The 17,032-nt window shown below is 63.7% G+C and carries 17 protein-coding genes and 1 tRNA gene; 14 read left to right on the plus strand and 4 right to left on the minus strand.

Features of this window, described 5'->3' with window-relative positions:
- The first annotated feature begins 49 nt into the window (after positions 1-49).
- Genes L21_RS07840 through L21_RS07850 form a run of 3 tightly spaced genes read left to right on the plus strand, consistent with a single transcriptional unit; the run spans position 50 to position 2,666 of the window.
- Positions 50-1,558: a homocysteine biosynthesis protein gene (locus L21_RS07840; protein WP_074369924.1), complete on the plus strand. Its 1,509-nt coding sequence runs from the start codon at positions 50-52 to the stop codon at positions 1,556-1,558.
- Complete coding sequence (locus L21_RS07845; RefSeq protein WP_074369925.1) at positions 1,555-1,953, plus strand: 4Fe-4S binding protein; 399 nt, start codon at positions 1,555-1,557, stop codon at positions 1,951-1,953. The genes L21_RS07840 and L21_RS07845 overlap by 4 nt, the downstream gene beginning before the upstream one ends.
- The gene (locus tag L21_RS07850; protein WP_074369926.1) at positions 1,950-2,666 is read left to right on the plus strand and encodes a UPF0280 family protein; all 717 of its coding nucleotides are present in this window, start codon (positions 1,950-1,952) and stop codon (positions 2,664-2,666) included. Before L21_RS07845 ends, L21_RS07850 begins: the two co-directional genes overlap by 4 nt.
- A 246-nt stretch (positions 2,667-2,912) precedes the next feature.
- Here the strand turns inward: L21_RS07850 and L21_RS07855 are convergent, their stop codons facing one another.
- Entirely contained in the window at positions 2,913-3,305 is a 393-nt protein-coding gene (locus tag L21_RS07855) for a hypothetical protein (protein ID WP_074369927.1), read from the minus strand.
- A gap of 118 nt (positions 3,306-3,423) precedes the next feature.
- Here L21_RS07855 and L21_RS07860 point away from each other — a divergent pair, with 118 nt between their 5' ends.
- From L21_RS07860 to L21_RS07880, 5 genes are all read left to right on the plus strand, one after another.
- Entirely contained in the window at positions 3,424-3,705 is a 282-nt protein-coding gene (locus L21_RS07860) for a hypothetical protein (RefSeq protein WP_074369928.1), read from the plus strand.
- A gap of 5 nt (positions 3,706-3,710) precedes the next feature.
- Entirely contained in the window at positions 3,711-4,235 is a 525-nt protein-coding gene (locus L21_RS07865; RefSeq protein ID WP_074369950.1) for a tRNA (cytidine(56)-2'-O)-methyltransferase, read from the plus strand.
- Entirely contained in the window at positions 4,232-5,308 is a 1,077-nt protein-coding gene (locus tag L21_RS07870; RefSeq protein WP_074369929.1) for an ATP-grasp domain-containing protein, read from the plus strand. The genes L21_RS07865 and L21_RS07870 overlap by 4 nt, the downstream gene beginning before the upstream one ends.
- Before the next feature lie 114 nt (positions 5,309-5,422).
- Positions 5,423-5,944 (plus strand): transcription factor, encoded by a 522-nt coding sequence (locus tag L21_RS07875; RefSeq protein WP_074369930.1) that lies wholly within the window; start codon positions 5,423-5,425, stop codon positions 5,942-5,944.
- Positions 5,937-6,422 carry an HDIG domain-containing metalloprotein gene (locus L21_RS07880; protein ID WP_074369931.1) on the plus strand — a complete coding sequence of 162 codons (486 nt, stop codon included), beginning with the start codon at positions 5,937-5,939 and terminating at the stop codon, positions 6,420-6,422. Before L21_RS07875 ends, L21_RS07880 begins: the two co-directional genes overlap by 8 nt.
- Here the strand turns inward: L21_RS07880 and L21_RS07885 are convergent.
- Positions 6,415-6,918, minus strand: a complete 504-nt coding sequence (locus tag L21_RS07885; RefSeq protein ID WP_074369932.1) for a TrpY family transcription regulator — start codon at positions 6,916-6,918, stop codon at positions 6,415-6,417. The genes L21_RS07880 and L21_RS07885 overlap by 8 nt on opposite strands.
- A 180-nt stretch (positions 6,919-7,098) precedes the next feature.
- Between L21_RS07885 and L21_RS07890 the strand changes: the two genes are divergently transcribed.
- The 3 genes from L21_RS07890 to L21_RS07900 all read left to right on the plus strand — a co-directional run bounded on the left by L21_RS07890 (position 7,099) and on the right by L21_RS07900 (position 9,160).
- Positions 7,099-7,183, plus strand: a tRNA-Leu gene (locus L21_RS07890).
- A 508-nt stretch (positions 7,184-7,691) separates the two neighbouring features.
- Entirely contained in the window at positions 7,692-8,222 is a 531-nt protein-coding gene (locus tag L21_RS07895; RefSeq protein WP_074369933.1) for a hypothetical protein, read from the plus strand.
- A 140-nt stretch (positions 8,223-8,362) separates the two neighbouring features.
- Positions 8,363-9,160 (plus strand): hypothetical protein, encoded by a 798-nt coding sequence (locus L21_RS07900; protein ID WP_143727240.1) that lies wholly within the window; start codon positions 8,363-8,365, stop codon positions 9,158-9,160.
- A 168-nt stretch (positions 9,161-9,328) separates the two neighbouring features.
- Here L21_RS07900 and L21_RS07905 read toward each other — a convergent pair whose 3' ends face one another.
- Both L21_RS07905 and L21_RS07910 read right to left on the minus strand, forming a co-directional pair.
- The gene (locus L21_RS07905; RefSeq protein WP_256712733.1) at positions 9,329-13,387 is read right to left on the minus strand and encodes a HEAT repeat domain-containing protein; all 4,059 of its coding nucleotides are present in this window, start codon (positions 13,385-13,387) and stop codon (positions 9,329-9,331) included.
- Between the two features lie 513 nt (positions 13,388-13,900).
- Positions 13,901-14,506 carry a helix-turn-helix domain-containing protein gene (locus L21_RS07910; protein ID WP_074369936.1) on the minus strand — a complete coding sequence of 202 codons (606 nt, stop codon included), beginning with the start codon at positions 14,504-14,506 and terminating at the stop codon, positions 13,901-13,903.
- 308 nt (positions 14,507-14,814) lie between these two features.
- Here L21_RS07910 and L21_RS07915 point away from each other — a divergent pair, with 308 nt between their 5' ends.
- The 3 genes from L21_RS07915 to L21_RS07925 are packed head-to-tail and all read left to right on the plus strand — an operon-like array spanning position 14,815 to position 16,990.
- Positions 14,815-15,327, plus strand: coding sequence for a hypothetical protein (locus tag L21_RS07915; RefSeq protein WP_083608876.1), 513 nt, complete (start codon positions 14,815-14,817; stop codon positions 15,325-15,327).
- A complete protein-coding gene (locus tag L21_RS07920) occupies positions 15,324-16,331 on the plus strand; it encodes a PIN domain-containing protein (RefSeq protein ID WP_074369937.1) in 1,008 nt (335 codons plus the stop codon). The genes L21_RS07915 and L21_RS07920 overlap by 4 nt, the downstream gene beginning before the upstream one ends.
- A complete protein-coding gene (locus tag L21_RS07925) occupies positions 16,295-16,990 on the plus strand; it encodes an HAD family hydrolase (RefSeq protein ID WP_074369938.1) in 696 nt (231 codons plus the stop codon). The genes L21_RS07920 and L21_RS07925 overlap by 37 nt, the downstream gene beginning before the upstream one ends.
- The last annotated feature ends 42 nt before the right edge of the window (positions 16,991-17,032 follow it).

Here is a 17,032-nt window from a genome sequence, read left to right on the forward strand (position 1 = left end):
CTAAAGTAATAATCAACACCTATAAATATTCCAAAATGAATATACGTTCATGGCAAAGTCCCTCGACCTCATCAATGCCCGGATACGCGACGGTAGTGCACGAGTGGTTACCGCCGACGAGATGCCGGCCATCGTCGACGAACTGGGAGAGGAAGGGGCACTGGCGGAGGTCGACGTCGTCACGACCGGGACGTTCGGGGCAATGTGCTCTACCGGTGCCTTCTTCAACTTCGGGCACGCCGACCCCCCCATCCGGATGGAGCGCGTCTGGCTCAACGACGTTGAGGCCTACGCGGGAATTGCAGCGGTCGACGCCTACCTGGGCGCAACCCAGGAGGCCGTGTCCAGGGACCAGGTCTACGGCGGCGCCCACGTCCTCGAAGAACTCGTCGCAGGAGGCACCGTCGAACTGCGGGCAACCTCCCACGGGACCGACTGCTACCCGCGCCGGAGCATCACGACGGAGCTGCTGCTCGAGGATATGAACCAGGCGATCATGGTCAATCCGAGGAACTCCTACCAGTGTTACAACGCAGCCTCGAACGCCACCGACCGGACACTCAACACCTACATGGGCACCCTTCTCCCGCAGTGCGGCAACGTCTCCTACTCCGGGGCAGGGACTCTCTCCCCGCTCGTAAACGACCCCGGTTTCCGGGTCATCGGGAGCGGCGTCCCGATCTTCCTTGCGGGTGCAGAGGGGATTATCGTCGGCGAGGGGACGCAGCACTCGGCGGGCGGCGGGTTTGGAACCCTGATGGTGACCGGGGACATGAAGCAGATGCGCCAGGAGTTCCTGCGGGCGGCGGTGATGAACGGTTACGGGGTGACGATGTACGTCGGCGTCGGCGTCCCGATACCGGTGCTCGATACCGGGATCGTCCGGAGCACCGCGGTGCGTGACGAGGATATCCTGACCGAGATCATCGATTACGGCACGCCCCGGCGTGACCGCCCGTCGCTTGCGAGGGTCAGTTACGCCGACCTCAAGAGCGGCTCGGTCGAGATCGGCGGTGAGACCGTCCGGACGTCGTCGCTCTCCAGTTACCGGCGGGCACGGGCGGTTGCGACGGAACTCAAAGACTGGATCGAGCGGGGGAAGATGGAACTTGCGCTTCCCACCCGCCGGATCGACCCGGCAAAACGCGCAAAACCCATGCGGGAGACAGCCGTCACCCCCCGCGTCCGCGACATCATGAACAGGCAGGTGATCAGCATCACGGAGGACGAGGAGATCCGGGTGGCGGCGAAGCGGCTCCTCAAAGACGAGACGAACCATCTCCCGGTTCTCGACGGGAACGGCACGCTGGTCGGGATCATCACCACCTACGACGTCTCGAAGGCGGTGGTGACGGACGGGAGGCTCCGTCAGGTGAAGGACATCATGACCCGGAACGTGATCAAGACGACACCCGACGAGCCGGTGGACGTCGCCGCCCAGAAACTTGAGCAGAACAACATCAGCGCTCTTCCCGTGGTGGACGCGACGAACCGGGTGGTCGGCATCCTATCGGCGATCGATCTCGGGAAACTCTTCGGCGGGAGGCGGCGGCGATGAAACTCCTGCTGACGTTCTCCCGGAAAGGAAGAGCCGACCCGGGAAGAGAACCGGTTATCGCCCGGGTGGTGAAGGAGACCGGCGTTCTCATCAACGTCGAGAAGGCCAACATCGACTCGATGGCCGGCGAGGTGTTGATCGACGTCCCGGACAGCAGCGCAGACCAGATCCGGCGGCGCCTTGAGGATCTCGGAGTCTCGGTTCGTGTGATGGAGAACGCTATTGCCCGCGACGAGGAGGAGTGCGTCGACTGCGGGGCGTGCATCAGCATCTGTCCCCAGGAGGTCTTCTCGTTCGATGCGGAGTGGGGTCTTTCCGTGCGCGCCGAACGCTGCGTCCTCTGCGGCAAGTGCATCCGGGCGTGCCCGCACGGCGCCCTCTCGCAACAGGGATGATCCGGGAGCACTTCGAGTTCCGCCAGACGATCGTGACGATCCTCGCCGACGAACCGCGGCAGATCGAGGCGGCGAAATCCGGCATACTGGCCGCCCGGCAGGAGGTCGAGCGGCAGATTGCCGGCGACCCGTATTTTTCGGCCACACTCGAACCGTATACTCCGAAGAACCCTGCAGAGATACCGGCGAGCATGGCCCGGGCAGCCGCGGAGGCCGGGGTCGGGCCGATGGCGGCGGTGGCGGGCGCCATAGCCCGGGCCGGGGTGGAGGCGATGGTCGAGGCCGGCGCAGCCTTCGGCCTCGTCGACAACGGGGGCGACATCGCTCTCGTAAGCGACCGCGAGGTGACGATCGGCATCTACGCGGGGGCATCACCGTTGAGCGGGCGTTTTGCGTTCCTGATCCCTCCGAGCGAGGAGATCCTCGGCATCTGCACCTCTTCGGCGACGGTGGGGCCGTCGATCAGTTTCGGCATTGCCGACGCCGTGACGGTCATCTCCCCCGACGTCGCCGCCGCGGACGCATGGGCGACGGCGATCTGCAACCGGATCACGGTTGACGACACCTCCGTCCTCGACGACCTTCCGGGGACAAAGATCTCGGGCGTGCTTGCCGTCATCGGCGATGCGGTGATCCGATGGGGGGATCTCCCGCCGGTCATGCGGGCAAGGGTGGACGAGCGGCTGATCACAGCCGGGAGATCGCCGGTCTAGTGCTACTGGCTTCAATTTGCGTGAGGCCGCACCCACCTTTATGTACCGTCAGCTCACGCAAAGAACGCGAAGGGAAGGTAGGGTACAATCAACAATCTTCGCGGCTTCGCGGCTTCGCGCCTTCGCGTGAGACCGCATCATCATCCCTATGCCGTCAATTCACGCGAAGACGCGAAGTATGTGGTCTATTGACGACCTTCAAACCTCGCAAAAGACTATGCCCTCAAACGAAGGCGGCCCGACGTATCAGAGGCACTCCTCCATGTAGCGGGCAATTTCTGCGTATGCCTCCGTGCCGCTGAACCGTGCGAGCGTGTTCTCCCCGTCGGTGAGGAGGACGACCGGCTCCCCGTCTTCCATCAAAAAGATCACCTCGTAGAGGTCGACCTCGTCGATGACGAGCCCCCGTGCGAGGTCCGATGCGGCGTGGAGCTGCAGCCGCTCCATCGTCAGTTCGTCCGGCGTCTCCCGGAAGTAGTAGTAAAAGACCTGGTACGCGTTGAGGAGGTCGGAGGAGAGCAGCGCTCCGCGGGTCTCTTCGTCAAGCGTATCCAGCATCTTCGCGAGAAGCTCGTCGTCGTCATCGCTCGCCTCAAAGAGGCTGTCGGCAAGTTCCGCCAGTTCCATATAGTCGGTCATACCCGGTTCCCACCTGCACATCCAATCTCCCGCACCGGCAAACTGCGCCGATAGCGGCCGACAGAGCCGGAACGGTGCATGAATAACTATATCGGTCTCCCCGGAAAAAAGAATAGGTGTGCGTGAGGAAGATCTGGACTGGGCCGTATATCACCGGATTCCCGAAACCGGCGACATTACGGTCGAAGACCTGGTAGCAGACACCGGATTTGAGCCCGGTGCGGTGACGGCATCGCTCGAGCGTCTTGAACATTACCTTCTTATCAGAAAGACGGGGAAGATGGTGCGCCTTCTCTCCATCCAGGAATCGCTGATAGAGTGCCAGTGCCGCCATACCAGAGAAGACCTGCCGTTCGTCATCGAGAACGGGGTTATCCGGGCAAAAAGGAGCGAGGAATGAGCGGGATGCCCGAAGTAGCCGTGCTCCGGATAGGCCACCGGCCCGAACGCGACCAGCGGGTGACGACCCACGTCGGGCTCGCGGCGCGGGCGCTCGGTGCCCGGGGGATGTACCTCGCCGCAGACGATCCCGGTGTCGCTTTGAGCATAACGGACGTGGCAGACCGGTGGGGAGGAGACTTCTTCATCGAGAACGACGTGAAGTGGCGACGGTGTATCCAGGACTGGAAGGCCGCCGGCGGCAAGGTCGCCCACCTCACGATGTACGGGCTCCGGATGACCGACGTCATCGACGAGATCCGCGGAGAGGAGCGGGTGCTCGTCGTGGTGGGGGCGGAGAAGGTGCCGGGCGACATCTACGGGCTCGCCGATTACAACGTCTCGGTGACGACCCAGCCTCACTCCGAGATATCGAGCCTCGCCCTCTTCCTCGACCACCTCTTCGAGGGGAAGGAACTCAACCGGGAGTACCCGGACGCGAGGATCCGGATCGAGCCGGCAAAAGCAGGCAAGAAGACGGTGGAGCGGTGAAGGGGCGGGTTCTGGTTGCGGGGTTCGCCACGCGGCATGTGGCGCAGTCGGCCCGCCGGGCAGGTTATGCGGTCTACGCCGTCGACCACTTCTGCGACCAGGATCTCCGCTGGTACACGGAAGACTGCCTCTCGTTCGACGAACTCGACGAACTCCCGGGAAAGATCGCCGAACTCGCCATCCGTCATCCGGTCGACGCGCTGGTCGTCGCTTCGGGCGCCGAGGCCATCGGGACGACGATCCCGCTCTGCGGCACGCCGCCCGCGAAGGTGGAGCGGTTCCTCGACAAACTGGAGATCCAGCGGTTCTTCGAGGAACTGGACGTTCCGGTTCCGCCGCTCGCCGGGGACGACCGCTACCCGGCGATGATCAAGCCGCGCCGGGGAGCGGGGGGATGGAGGAACGCTGTCGTGAGAGCGGAGGAGGAACTCCGGCGGTGGGAGGAGGCCTGGCCGGACGTCCCCTACGTCGCGCAGGCCCTCGTCGACGGGATTCCGTCGAGCGTCTCCTGCGTCACGGACGGCCGGCGTGCGCGGGCAATCGCGGTCAACCGGCAGATCCTCCGGGGCGAGGGGGAGAGCGCGCACGGGTTTGCCGGGTCGGTCACCCCGTTCTCCCATCCCCTTGGCGGGGAGATGATCGCGGCGGCGGAGCGGATCTCTGCCGCAAGTGGGTGCGTGGGCTCGATCGGGATCGATTTCGTCGCGGGTGAGAAAACCTGGGCGATCGAGATCAATCCCCGGTTCCAGGCCACTCTGGACACCGTCGAGATGGCGATCCAGAAGAGTGTCTTTGCCATGCACATGAACGCCTGCCGCGGGGTGATCCCGGCGACGGTGCCCGCCCCGCGGCAGGTCGCGGTCCGGCGGATCCTCTTTGCCAAGCGGGATATGCGGCTTGACGCCGACCTCTCGGACCTTGCGCCCCGCATCGCCGATATCCCCTGGCCCGGAACCGAGTTCGAGGAGGGGCACGCCGTCGTGAGCGTCTACGGCTGCGGCAAGACGGAAGAGGAGGCGTATGCCGACCTCGAGAGGAACACCGCGGCCGTCCGGAAGCGGATCGGGTGGTGAGCCCGCCGCCTCAGGACGGGAAAAGTGAATTAAAGGTTAAGAGCAGAGTATGGTAGGCATCGATGCGGCATATAAACTCTTATATGATAATTCAACTACGGGAGAGATTTGAGTATGGTATCCGTCACTGAACTGTTGGACGATCCGGCAATCAACACCTATATTCTGCGCATGATCGGGGAAGAGGGAATCGAACTTCTCAGGCGGTTCCCTGAAGAAGGAGAGCACAGTGACGAGGAACTTGCCGAAATGACCGGTGTCAACCTCAACACCGTTCGCCATACCCTTTACACGCTCTACGAGCAGCGCCTCGCCGAATACCGGCGGCTGAAGAACTCCGAGACCGGCTGGCTCACCTACCTCTGGCACCTCCGCCTCGACCGTCTCCACGATGTGCTCGAGGAGCAGGTCCGGGACGTGCTCGAACATCTCGACGCCCGGCTCGCCTACGAGGAGAAGAACGATTTTTACATGTGCAAGAACTGCGGCGTCATCTACACCTTCACGGACGCGGCGAACTGGAACTTCGAGTGTCCGAACTGCGAGGAGATGCTCGAACACTTCGACAACGAACTCATCGCCGTCGCTCTCAGGAAGAGAATCGACAGGATCAAGGAGAGCCTCGGGAGTGCGTGAAGAAGACTGCATCGATCTCCTCAGGCGGGCGGGCTGTTCCGACGGGGTCATCGCACACTGCCGGGCGGTGCGCGACCTTGCGCTCGCCTACGCGTCCGACCCACTGGTCGACCGCGACCTGGTCGAGACCGGCGCCCTCCTCCACGATATCGGCCGGGGAGTGACGCACGACCTCTGCCACGCCGAGGTGGGCGGCGAGATATGCCGGTCGCTCGGTCTCGACGAGGCGGTCGCCGCCATCGTCGAGCGGCACATCGGGGCCGGGCTGACGGCCGACGAGTCTTCGCTGCTGGGTCTCGTCCCGCGCGACTGCATGCCCCGCACGCTCGAAGAGAAGATCGTCGCCCACGCGGATAACCTGGTGAAGGGAACCCGCGCCATCACACTCGAAGAGCGGCTGCAGCATATAGTCGCCCTCCCGCGAAGGCAGAGGAAGCGGATCTTCAGGCTCGCGCAGGAGATGGAACTTTTCAGATAACCAGCCGGTTTACCTGCGGAAGGGCCCGCATCTCTTCGTAGACCGAAGCCGGGATCCGCGGTTCGTCGACGATCATCACGAGTCTGGGCTCCTCCGCAAGGTAGGGGTCGGTGACGAAGATCTGGCGGATGGAGAGGTTGTGCTCGACGAGGACTTCGACCGCCGCGCCGACGATCCCTTTCTGCTGCGCGTCCTTCGGGTAGAGGGTGATGACCGAGAGGCCGAGGGCCTCGGCGACCCGGGTGAGGTCGGGCGCAGCGCGCATCCGGATGAAGATCTCGCGCAGTTCGGGATTATCGAGGATGCGCCGGGCGGTGGCGTCGACGACTCTCCGGTCGGTCTCGATCGCCCTGCCGATGTGCGTCGCGGGGATCTCGATGCCGTTGCAGACGATGCGCCCCTCTTCGTTGATGCCGAACCCGTTCTCCAGCAGAAAACGGACTACCCTGCCCTGGGACGGCGAATCGGCGAACTCCCGTGAGATGTCAGCCCACATGCGGGATCGTTGGATCCGGGCGCATAAATACACATCGAAGGCGGTTCCGGGGCGCTGGGGTACAGGTGTCGCAGGAGGGATCCGCCCGGGAAACGGCTCCCTGCCCCGCGCCCGCGGGAGCCCGGGTTCCGGCAGAGCAAGATATTTCTGGTTGCAGCGCATTGTATAGAGAAGCACAGGGCGAGGGTTGCCAAGCCAGGTCAAAGGCGCCAGGTTGAGGGCCTGGTCTCGTAGGAGTTCGTGAGTTCGAATCTCACCCCTCGCATTCGGTTCTTGTTTTAGATGTTTCCCGGGCAGATCCGGCACCGATCAGTCAGTAATCAGTCTTCACCGAATCCCTCCGATTCTGTCGGTAGTGCTTGTTGCCGCTTAAATCTATAAATCTCGCACTGCCACCTTTCACATCCTTCGCCCCTTTTGCGTGAGGCGTTGATGCTCTCTATTACTCCTCACGCGAAGAGCGCGAAGCCGCGAAGGGGCGTTGCATTTCACGCACCGGAATCTCCAAATTAAAGTGGCACGACCCAGTAATTTATCCCGGGACTCTGCCATTACTCCGCAGCCCTGAGGAACAGAAGAGCGACTAATCCCGGCAAGAGAGGGCAGGGCTACGACATCGGTAAATCAGGAGCCTATTTACCCCGGGCCGGCCGTGTATGACGCTGATCTGATCCGGGCGACCCTCCCGCGGGTATTTTATCTCTGCGATGATTACGATTGGATAACGAGCATGTTCGCACATCAACTGCCCGGCATCCGGGGAGACGGCCGCCATGGCGTGTAGGTGCTGCCAGTGCGGCAGCTGCTGCAGCAGCATGAGAAACGTCCACACGATCATCGAAGAGCGCGGCAACCACACCTTCGTCGTGCGCAACGCCTACAGCGGGGACGTGAAGGAGGTGCGGGTCGACCCGGACAAGATCGCGCTCTTCGAGGATGAGAGCAGCATCGCGGAACTGCCGGACGCATGCCCCTTTCTGAGGTTCGAGACCCCCCGGGATTCTCCTGCTCCGTTCCATGGGAACGTCGCATTCGACGGAAAGAAGGGAAAGGCATGGTGCACCGTCCACCTGACGCGCCCCGAGATCTGCCGCGATTACTGCTGCTGGCGTCTCCTCATCCTCGATTCTGAGGGCAAAAGGGCCGGGCGCGTGATGTACCAAACAACGTTTCTCCCGGACACCGACGAACTCCGCCGGCTCTGGGAACGGGTGCAGCCGACGCTGAACGGGCTCTCCGGCACCGAATGGGACGATGCCGTCATCGATACTCTCACGGCGGCCGGATACCGTGTCCGCCGGTGACTGCCGGGATTACGGGCGCTTCCGCCGCCTGCGGGTGAAAGGAGATAGGAACTCTTCCCTTCGCCTGCCGGGGATCTGCACAACCCTGATATACCGGGATAACAACAATTCCGGCCGAGGTCGAGCATATGAGAGCATCGATGAGACTGCTGGCGGGCTGTTGCCTGTTGCTGATGGTGTGCCAGGTCTCCGCCATGGCCCCGCCCACCTGGGCAGAGCCCGGAACGAAGGTGACGTATCAGGCCGCGCTGACCCCGTACTACGCCATCGATCCCGACGACCCGATGGACCGGTGGGTGCATCACGAGGGGACCGGGGTATTCGGGTATCTGACCGACACGATCACCGCCGGGGACGCCGCGGGGGGCTATTCCGGCGACTCGGTCGTGGTGAGCGGCATCGACGGGGGCACCCTGTACACGGGTTCGTGGTCATATCTGCCGGGGGACCCGGGGATGGGGCTCGTACCGTTCTGGGTCGACCTCGACAGTTCTGCCTTCAGCCCCGAGTTCATGGTTCTTGAGGGGCCGCTGGAACTCGCCGGTACGGAATGGAATGCGCAGGTGTATTACTATGCAAACCTCGGGACGAGTTTTGACATACGCTACGTCGTCGATAAGGAGAGCGGCCTCGTGCTGATCAAGAACGCGGGGCTGACGGGCGCAAACAACCAGATGCAGAGGGAGATCTACATCCTGCAGTCGCTTGAGACCGGGTACCCCGGAAGCGGTATGCCGGAGAACGTCACCTTCCCCATCATCTGGAACTCCACGCACCCGGAACGCGGTATGCCGGAGAACGTTACCCGGCCTATCGGTGAAATGGTCGGGAACTCCGGGTGGGCAATGAGGCATTTGGGGGAGGAAACTCCACCCCATCACCATGCCTCTCATGATGGCGCTGAACATCCCCACAATCCCGGAGGTGACGGCAACTGAGGGGGAATTTCAGGATCTTGTCGAGGCGACAATCGAAGAGCGGGATCTCCCGTTCCCGGAACCCCTGCGAGAGGAGGAAAGGCTTCCGGTAGAAGATGGTAATCGAGCGCGGCCCCGAGAGAGACTTATGCTCTATGGTCGGGTCGTACGGCAAGCAGCCCCCGGAAATTACTCTCGCTGCTCCTCCCGAGCCCGGATCCGCTCCACCGCATTCTCGGCGGCTTTCCGGGCGTACCAGTCCTCGTCGTCAAAGGTGCGCTCGAGGGGCGCAATCGCCCGTGCATCCCCGATCTCGGCGAGCACGTCCGCCGCCCGTTTCCGGACATCGCCGTCCGGGTCGCAGAGTGCGGAGACGACCGGATCCACCGCCGGGGATCCAATGGCGACGAGCGCCGCCGCAACCTCTCGCCGGACGCTGTAGTAGTCGTCGTGGAGGAGGTTCATGAGCCCCGGAATCGCGCGCGGGTCGCCGATCTCGCCGAGAATCATCGCCGCCCGCCGCCGGATACTGTCGTCGCGGTCGCCGAGCACACGCACCAGCGGTTCGACCGCGGCCGCTCCCACCCGGGCGAGATCGCCCCATCGCTCCTTCGCGATCAGGTAGACGACCGTCTCCTCCCCCGTCGCAGGCGACCAGCCCAGGTGGTCGAGGGCGTCCGCGACCCCGGCACGGACACGGAAATGCTCGTCGGTGAGCGCACCGGGGAGCAGGCGTGCCGCGGGCTCGCCGATCAGCACAAGCGCCGCCACCGCACCCTTCCGGGCCGCCTCGTTCCCGTCCCTGAGAACCCGCAGGAGCGGCCTGACCGCCGGCTCGCCCATCATCCCGAGCGCACGCACCACGACGCGCCCCAGGCGGCGGTCGTCGTGCAGGAGCGCGTCGATCAGTGGCTCGATGGCCGCCGGGTTCCCGATCTTGCCGAGCGTCGCGGCCGCTCCCATCCGGATTGTCGGGGGGGCGGCGCGGAGAGCCCGGACCAGCGGTTCGACGGCCGGATCTCCGATGCCGACGAGCGCCCGAGCCGCACCCAGGCGGATCTGCCAGTCGCGATCCTGGAGAGCCTCGATGAGCGGAATGACCGCTGGTTCGCCGATCATCTTGAGGGCCTCGACCGCCTTTCTCTGCGTGCCGTCCTGTTCGATACGGAGTTCGTAGATCAGCCTCACCACCGCGGGAGCTCCGATCAGCCCGAGCGCACGTGCCGCACCCATCTGGATTGCGCTGTCCGGGTCGTTGAGCGTCCGGATCAGCGGTCCGACCGCACCGGGCCCGATCCCGGCGACGGAAGCCCACTGTTCCTTCGCGATCAGGTAGCTGACGGTCTCGCTCTCCGTCCGCGGTTCCCACCCGGCCCTGCCGAGAACCTCCGCCGCGCCCAGCCGCACCAGGTAGCGTTCATCGTTGAGCGCCTGCATAAGCAGATCGACGACCGGGCTCCCGAGGCGGGTGAGAACGTCGATTGCCCCGAGCCTGACGGCATCGTCGGGGTGCCCCAGCGCCCCGACAAGCGGGGCCGCAACCGCTTCCCCGAGACCCGCGAGCAGATCTCCCGCCCGCTGCCGGATCAGGGCGTCGTCGTTCCCGAGCGCCTCGACCAGGAGATCGAAGGCCTCCTCCCCCATCGCCTCGAGGATCCCGGCGGCGGTCTGCCCGATCTCAGGGTGCCCGAGAACCGGGACGAGCGCGCCGGCCGCGGGTCTCCCGATCCGGACAAGCACTCCGGCGGCCGTCTTGCGGAGCCGGGTCTTCTCCAGGGCCTGGATCAGCGGTTCCACCGCGGGTTCGCCGATCCCAACAAGCGTCTCTATCGCCGGATCGCGGAGCGCCTTCCTGCCGAGCAGGAGGATCAGGGAGGGGACCGCAGGGGCCCCGAGGCCGACCAGCGCCTCCATTGCTCCGGCCTGCACTGCCGGATCAAGGTCGCCGAGCCGCGGCATCAGGAGATCGACGGCGGGAGCACCGATATCCACGATCTCCGGCCATCGCTGCAGCGCGATCAGGTGGACGGTCTCCTCCGCCGTCCCCGCTTCGGGGACCCACCCGAGTTTTTCGAGGACTCTTGCGGCTCCCATGCGGATCGACGAGTTCTCATCGCCGAGTGCCCCGGCAAGCGGTTCGAGCGCCGGAACGCCGATTCCGGTGAGCACCGCCGCCGCTCCTGCCTGACCGTCGCCCTCCTCGCCGAGGAGAGGGATGAGGGCGTCTACCGCAGGCGCACCGATCCCGATCAGGGCGTCGACGGCCTTCCGGTGAAGGCGGTCCTCGCCGGTCCTGACGAGTTCGACGATGGCCGGAACCGCCTCCGGCGTCCCGAGTCGGCCCAGAACCTCGACGGCGCTCTCCCGGGCGCCCCCGGCCCCACCTTCAAGCAGTTCGAGGACGGGCGCCACGACCGGTTCCCCGATGGCAACGAGCGCATCCGCCGCCACCGGGGCGACGGCCTCGTCGGCGAGGGCATCCACGAGCGCCCCTACCGCCGCCGGATCGCCGATCTCGCCGAGCGTCGCTGCAGCCTCGCACCGTATGCGGGCGTCATCGCCGCTGAGCATCCGGATCAGCGGCTCAACGGCCGGCGAGCCCATCAGGGCGAGTTCCATCCACTCCTCCCGGGCAACCAGGTACCAGGCCCGTTCAGAGTCGCTCCAGGGCTCCCAGTTCATCCTGCCGAGAATCTCGGCGACACGCGACCGGATACGGGACTTCCCGGACGTCAACGACTGGATCAGGGCCGGTACCGCCGGCTCGCCGAGCGCACCGAGAACCTCCTGAAGCGTCTCCTGCGCCTTCCCGTCCGTGGAGTCCAGGGCGCGGATGCACGCCTCCGCTGCCGGTTCACCGATCTTCGCCAGAGCCGCCGCCGCCGTTCTGCGGAGGGAGGGGACGGAGAGCAACTCGATGAGCGGCTCGACCGCAGGAGAACCGATCTCCGTGAGCGCCATGGCCGCCAGCGGCCGGATCTCGTCGCTCGCTTCGTGCAGAAGTTCGACCAGAGGATCGACCGCGGCCGCGCCGATCTCCCCGAGAGTCCGGGCGGCGTTCCACCACACCCCCCTGTCGGGGGACTTCAGGATGCGGATGAGGGGATCGACCGCGGTTTCACCGTAATCCGCAACGTCGAGCCACGCTTCGTCGGCGACGAGGTAGCGTATCGCACCGGCGTCGTCGGGGGCTTTCCACCCGAGTTCCCGGAGGACGGAGGCCGCCGACCTTCGGATGCTCCGCTCAGGCGCACCGATGGCCTCGATGAGGAAGGGAATTGCTTCGTCGCCGATCTCCCGGAGCGCGTAGCGGGCACCGAACTGCACCTCGCCGTCATCGCTGGCAAGCGCTGCGATGAGCGGCGGCACAGCGGGAGACCCGATGCGCACGAGCGTGGCTGCCGCCCCGATCTGCGCAGTAACGTCCCCGAGCGCAGCAATCAACGCAGGGATTGAATCCTCCCCGATCAGAGCGAGGGCCTCGGCGACGCACCACCGACGCCCGTCGTCCGCAAGGGCAAGGGCCCGAACCAGTGGTTCCACGGCGTCGGCTCCACGCTCTGCGATGGCACTGACGGCACGCCCGCGAACCCCGGCATCGTCACTCCCGAGGTCATCGATGAGCGACTCTATCGGGCGCTCATCGTCTCCCCCCGCAGCCTCACAGATGGGAGGGAGAGGGGCGGTCACGGTCGCCGGCCCTTCCTCTGAGAGATCGAGTTCGGCAAGCCCGGGAGAGGGATCGACATCTCCGTCCTCGAACCCCAGCATCTGCATGAGTTCATCGTCGCTGAGGGAGTCGGGATGCGGCGCAGGCTGATCGTCCGGAACGCCGGGCATGCCGTCATCCAGGAGAGAAAAGTCCGGGAAGTCTTCTGCCGCAGGATCCTCCGTGGGGAAGAGAGCATCGACTTCGTCCGGGGAGGCAAGACCCCCGGGGCCGTCTGCAGGAGGCTCCTCCGGGGAAGAAACGGTAACCGTTTCGCCCGGCGAGACGAGTTCGTCGAACCGCCGAAGAGCATCGGGGACGTTCTCAAGCCTCTCGAGGACGCTCGTCCTACCGTCGGCCGGGGCATGCCTGCGCGGGGGTGCCTCGATGGAGACGTCGGCAACCGGGGGTTTGGGGGCGTCCTTATTATCGCTCTTTTCGGTATCCTTCTTTATCCAGTGCCTGATAAGCGAAGAGCCGTTCGGCCCGAAGAGCCCGGGCAGGCAAACGATGGGAAATACGGATTCAATCGCCGGCATACTCGGCACTCCCGCACCGGGCAAAAGAAGGAGAAGAGATACGATCCCGAAGATCGCGCAGATCAGGGCACGGAGCGCCGGAAAAGGTGCACGACCGTCATCGGACACGCACTCGTCCGCGGATACCGGCAACACCATCACTACATCGCGGATACCGGCTACCGGATCGGCGGATTGGCTGTCCGGGAATGCTCGTCGCCCCTCGATGCACATAATGAAAACTCTACGTCTAAAAATTAAATATGTTTGTTTCTCTTGCCGCGGAAATAAAAAAAAGTTTTATATATCACCTGTGTCAGGAAAGAATATTAGCTCCCTGGGCTCCGAGGTCACCGGGCAGCGCCCGCATCGGACTGATGAGGCGTACCAGGTGGCGGTCACAGGTACGGTGCCGCATGGAGCGTTGCAGCGACGTGACCGATCAACCGCTATCTGCGGCATGGGCAGGCACACCCGGAGAACTACGGCCCTGCTGCTGAATTAACCCCATCGACGGCATCCACCAACGGCCGATCAGAACCCTTCGTTCATGATCCGGTTGAGTTCCGAGCGTTTGATCCGCCAGGATCCCCCGCACTTGACCGCCGGAATCCGCTCCTCCCGGATGAACTCCCGGATCCGGCCGGGGGTGAAGTTCAGGGTCGAAGCAACGTCATCGACGGTGAGCATTGCGTCGCCCGCGTTATGGTGGTGGCCGCATCCGATCGTCTCCCAGTTCTCGTCCGGCAGCATGATGGTGATGACCGGTTCGCCGTCATCCCCGGGGGAGACCGCGGCCTTGAAGGTCAGGGTGGGAACAAGGCCGTTCTGGTAGAGGCTGACCCGAAACTCGAACTCCTCCTCGGTCGTCGTGTGGGCTTTGGCCCGGAACGCGTGAAGGGTGTCCCAGAGGTTCTCCGTAACGGTCTCCTGCGGGATGTTCGGGAACGGAACCATACTCTGTGCGGCCCGTGCCGAGACGGCAAGCGGATAGGTGATGCCCAGATCCCTTCCCATCCGGGTGATCTCGATCAGATCGCCGTCGTCGATGGCGTCCTGACGTGTCTTCCTCTGCTGTTCCGGGTCGGCCAACCCCCAGGTGTCTTCCGGTGTCCGCAATCGTACTCTTCTTATCTCCATGGGTCTATCTCTCCGGGGTAATTTCGCGCTCTACTATACCACTATAGGGACATCGATCATAAAATATTTACCAAATATTTTGCGGTATTTTCCGATTTATTCCGCGTTAAAGGCTTATTTAGAAAGGGCCGCAAGTGAAATGCCGCCATGAACCGGCAAGAACTGCCATCCAACTCCAGGAAACGCAGATACAGAGCCAATAATGCAAAAATAACGAAGCAAAAGGTTCAGAATGACTCCCATGAATCCCAATTCAGGGAGGGCTGCTCCGACAAAGCCTATATAGCATCAGGGTGAGTCTTGAAGCAGTGATTGCCCACGTGACACCCGCCTCCGGCGACGCCTACATAGCACTTCTCGGCCGCTCAACATGGGCGCTCGTCAACGCTTATCACGCAGTCCTGCGTGAGAAGGGACTGCGCCCCGAACGGGTCATTATCGTCACCGAAGAACCCTACGCGCAGGAAGCATCGGTCGCGGTCGAAGCAATCGGAGTCGTCTCGGAGGGATACGGGTTCTCCCCCGCTATCGAAACGGAGATCCTGCCTGAAGCGGACTTCGTGAGGACCGGACAGACGATCAGGTCGCTTGCCGGCGATCTCATCCGTCAGGGACTCCACGTGGCGATCGACATCACCTCCGGCAGGAAGGTCACGGTCGCCGGGGCGCTCATTGCAGTCTCGGTCGCGGGACTGGATATCCGGCACATCTATTATCTCGCCATGAAGAACACCGACGATGTTGCAAAGCCCTACATGATGATCCCGCACCAGATCCAGCAGATCCGGGATATCATGGAAGACGCGGGGGCGAGAGGATGAACGATGCGGTCATCAGGGAAGACGAACTGCAGGTTCTCATCAACAGCCTCGACGAGATCCGCGTCAGGTACCCGCTCTACGAGGGCGATATCCTGGTCGCACGTCCAGAAGGAGCCGGGTTTGCGCTCGAACTGCCCGCGTCACGCGAGACCTTCCAGGAATGGGTCGCCGAATACGAGCCTGTCTCCGCGGAACTTCCTTCCTACGCCGATCTCCAGGAGTGCATGTTTGCAAGCGGGGTCGCCCGCTACGTGAACCAGGCCGCTTTTGAATCGATGCTCGCATCGTATGGGCAGCTCAAGAAGGCCGTCTTCTTCGGCCTGGATACGAACCTCTTCTACCACGGGTTTGCATCGAACAATCCCCGGATCGAGCACGCCTCATACCTGATCGTCGATACCGTCCGGGACGAGATCGCGTATGCCATCAACCGCAAGTACCCGGCAAAGACGATCGGGGAGATGACGGCACTGGCGCCCGACTGCCGGGAATATATCACACAACTCGAGAACAAACGGATGAAGCGGTCACGCAAAGCGGCGTATCTCGCGCTGAAGGAGTACCGCACCATCCGTGACCGGGCAACGGAGATTGCGGCGCCGGGCCAGCACACACACCTCTCCGAAGAGAACGACTATAACATCGTCCGGGCGCTCCGGAAGTTCGAGGATGAGCGGTACGCCCTCCCGGTTCTTCTGACCGCCGACATCTACATGGCCGACCTCTGCATGGCCGAGGGGCTCGAGTACTTCTACTTCGACCGCCCATATAGGTTGGAGGCAACAGCCTGCACGGCACCGGCGTTCCGGCGGCTGCTCTTCAATCTCGCCGCAGTCTTCGGGTTCGTGAACTGCAACGGCACCACGATCTTCGGCGAGTACGGCGGGAAGGGCAACGATCTCGACGAACTCAAAGTCCGGTTCCGGGACGACGAGGCGTACCGTGCATTCATGAGGGAACTCAAGATATGCAGACACCTTACAGCACTCGGCATACCGCGGTAGAGGCGGTCCTCTGCGACATGGACAACACCCTCTTCGACTTCGTCGGAGCGAAGCGGGAGGCGTGCCGGTGCGTGGTCGACTACCTCGGAACCGGCGACCCCGAATCGCTCTTCAGGCAGTTTCTCCGGGGGATTCACGGGTTCGAGGGCCACGAGAACATACGCGATTATCTCGAAAGTCTCGGGGTGTACGAGGAGCGGGCGTTCGAGGTCTGCTGCCGCACCTACGAAGACGTGAAACTCAGCCTGGTCGAGGCATACCCGGGCGTCGAGGAGACGCTGCGGTACCTCCGGGACGCCGGGATCGCTCTCGCGGTCGTGACCGACGCGGAGTCGTCCCAGGCACACCGGCGGCTCACAAAGACCGGGCTCATCGATTACTTCGAGACCGTGGTGACCCCGGAGGTCTCGGGCCGGCGGAAACCGGAGCCCGACTCCCTCCTCTACGCTCTCCGGCGACTCGATGCGGCTCCGGCGCGGGCGATGATGGTGGGCGACAGCCTGGTCCGCGACATCGCTCCCGGGAGGCACCTCGGGATGACGACCGCGTTCGCCGCCTACGGCGACTGGCGCGACGGCAACGTGGCGGAGATAAAGGCCGATATCGTTCTAACCGAGTTCGCCGAACTCGCGGGCCACGTGGGCATTACGGGCCGATAGTCCATTACTATTGGGCTCTCGCAAAGTGCTTCGTTCAATCCC

The sequence above is a fragment of the Methanoculleus chikugoensis genome (assembly GCF_900095385.1).
GTDB lineage: Archaea > Halobacteriota > Methanomicrobia > Methanomicrobiales > Methanoculleaceae > Methanoculleus > Methanoculleus chikugoensis_A.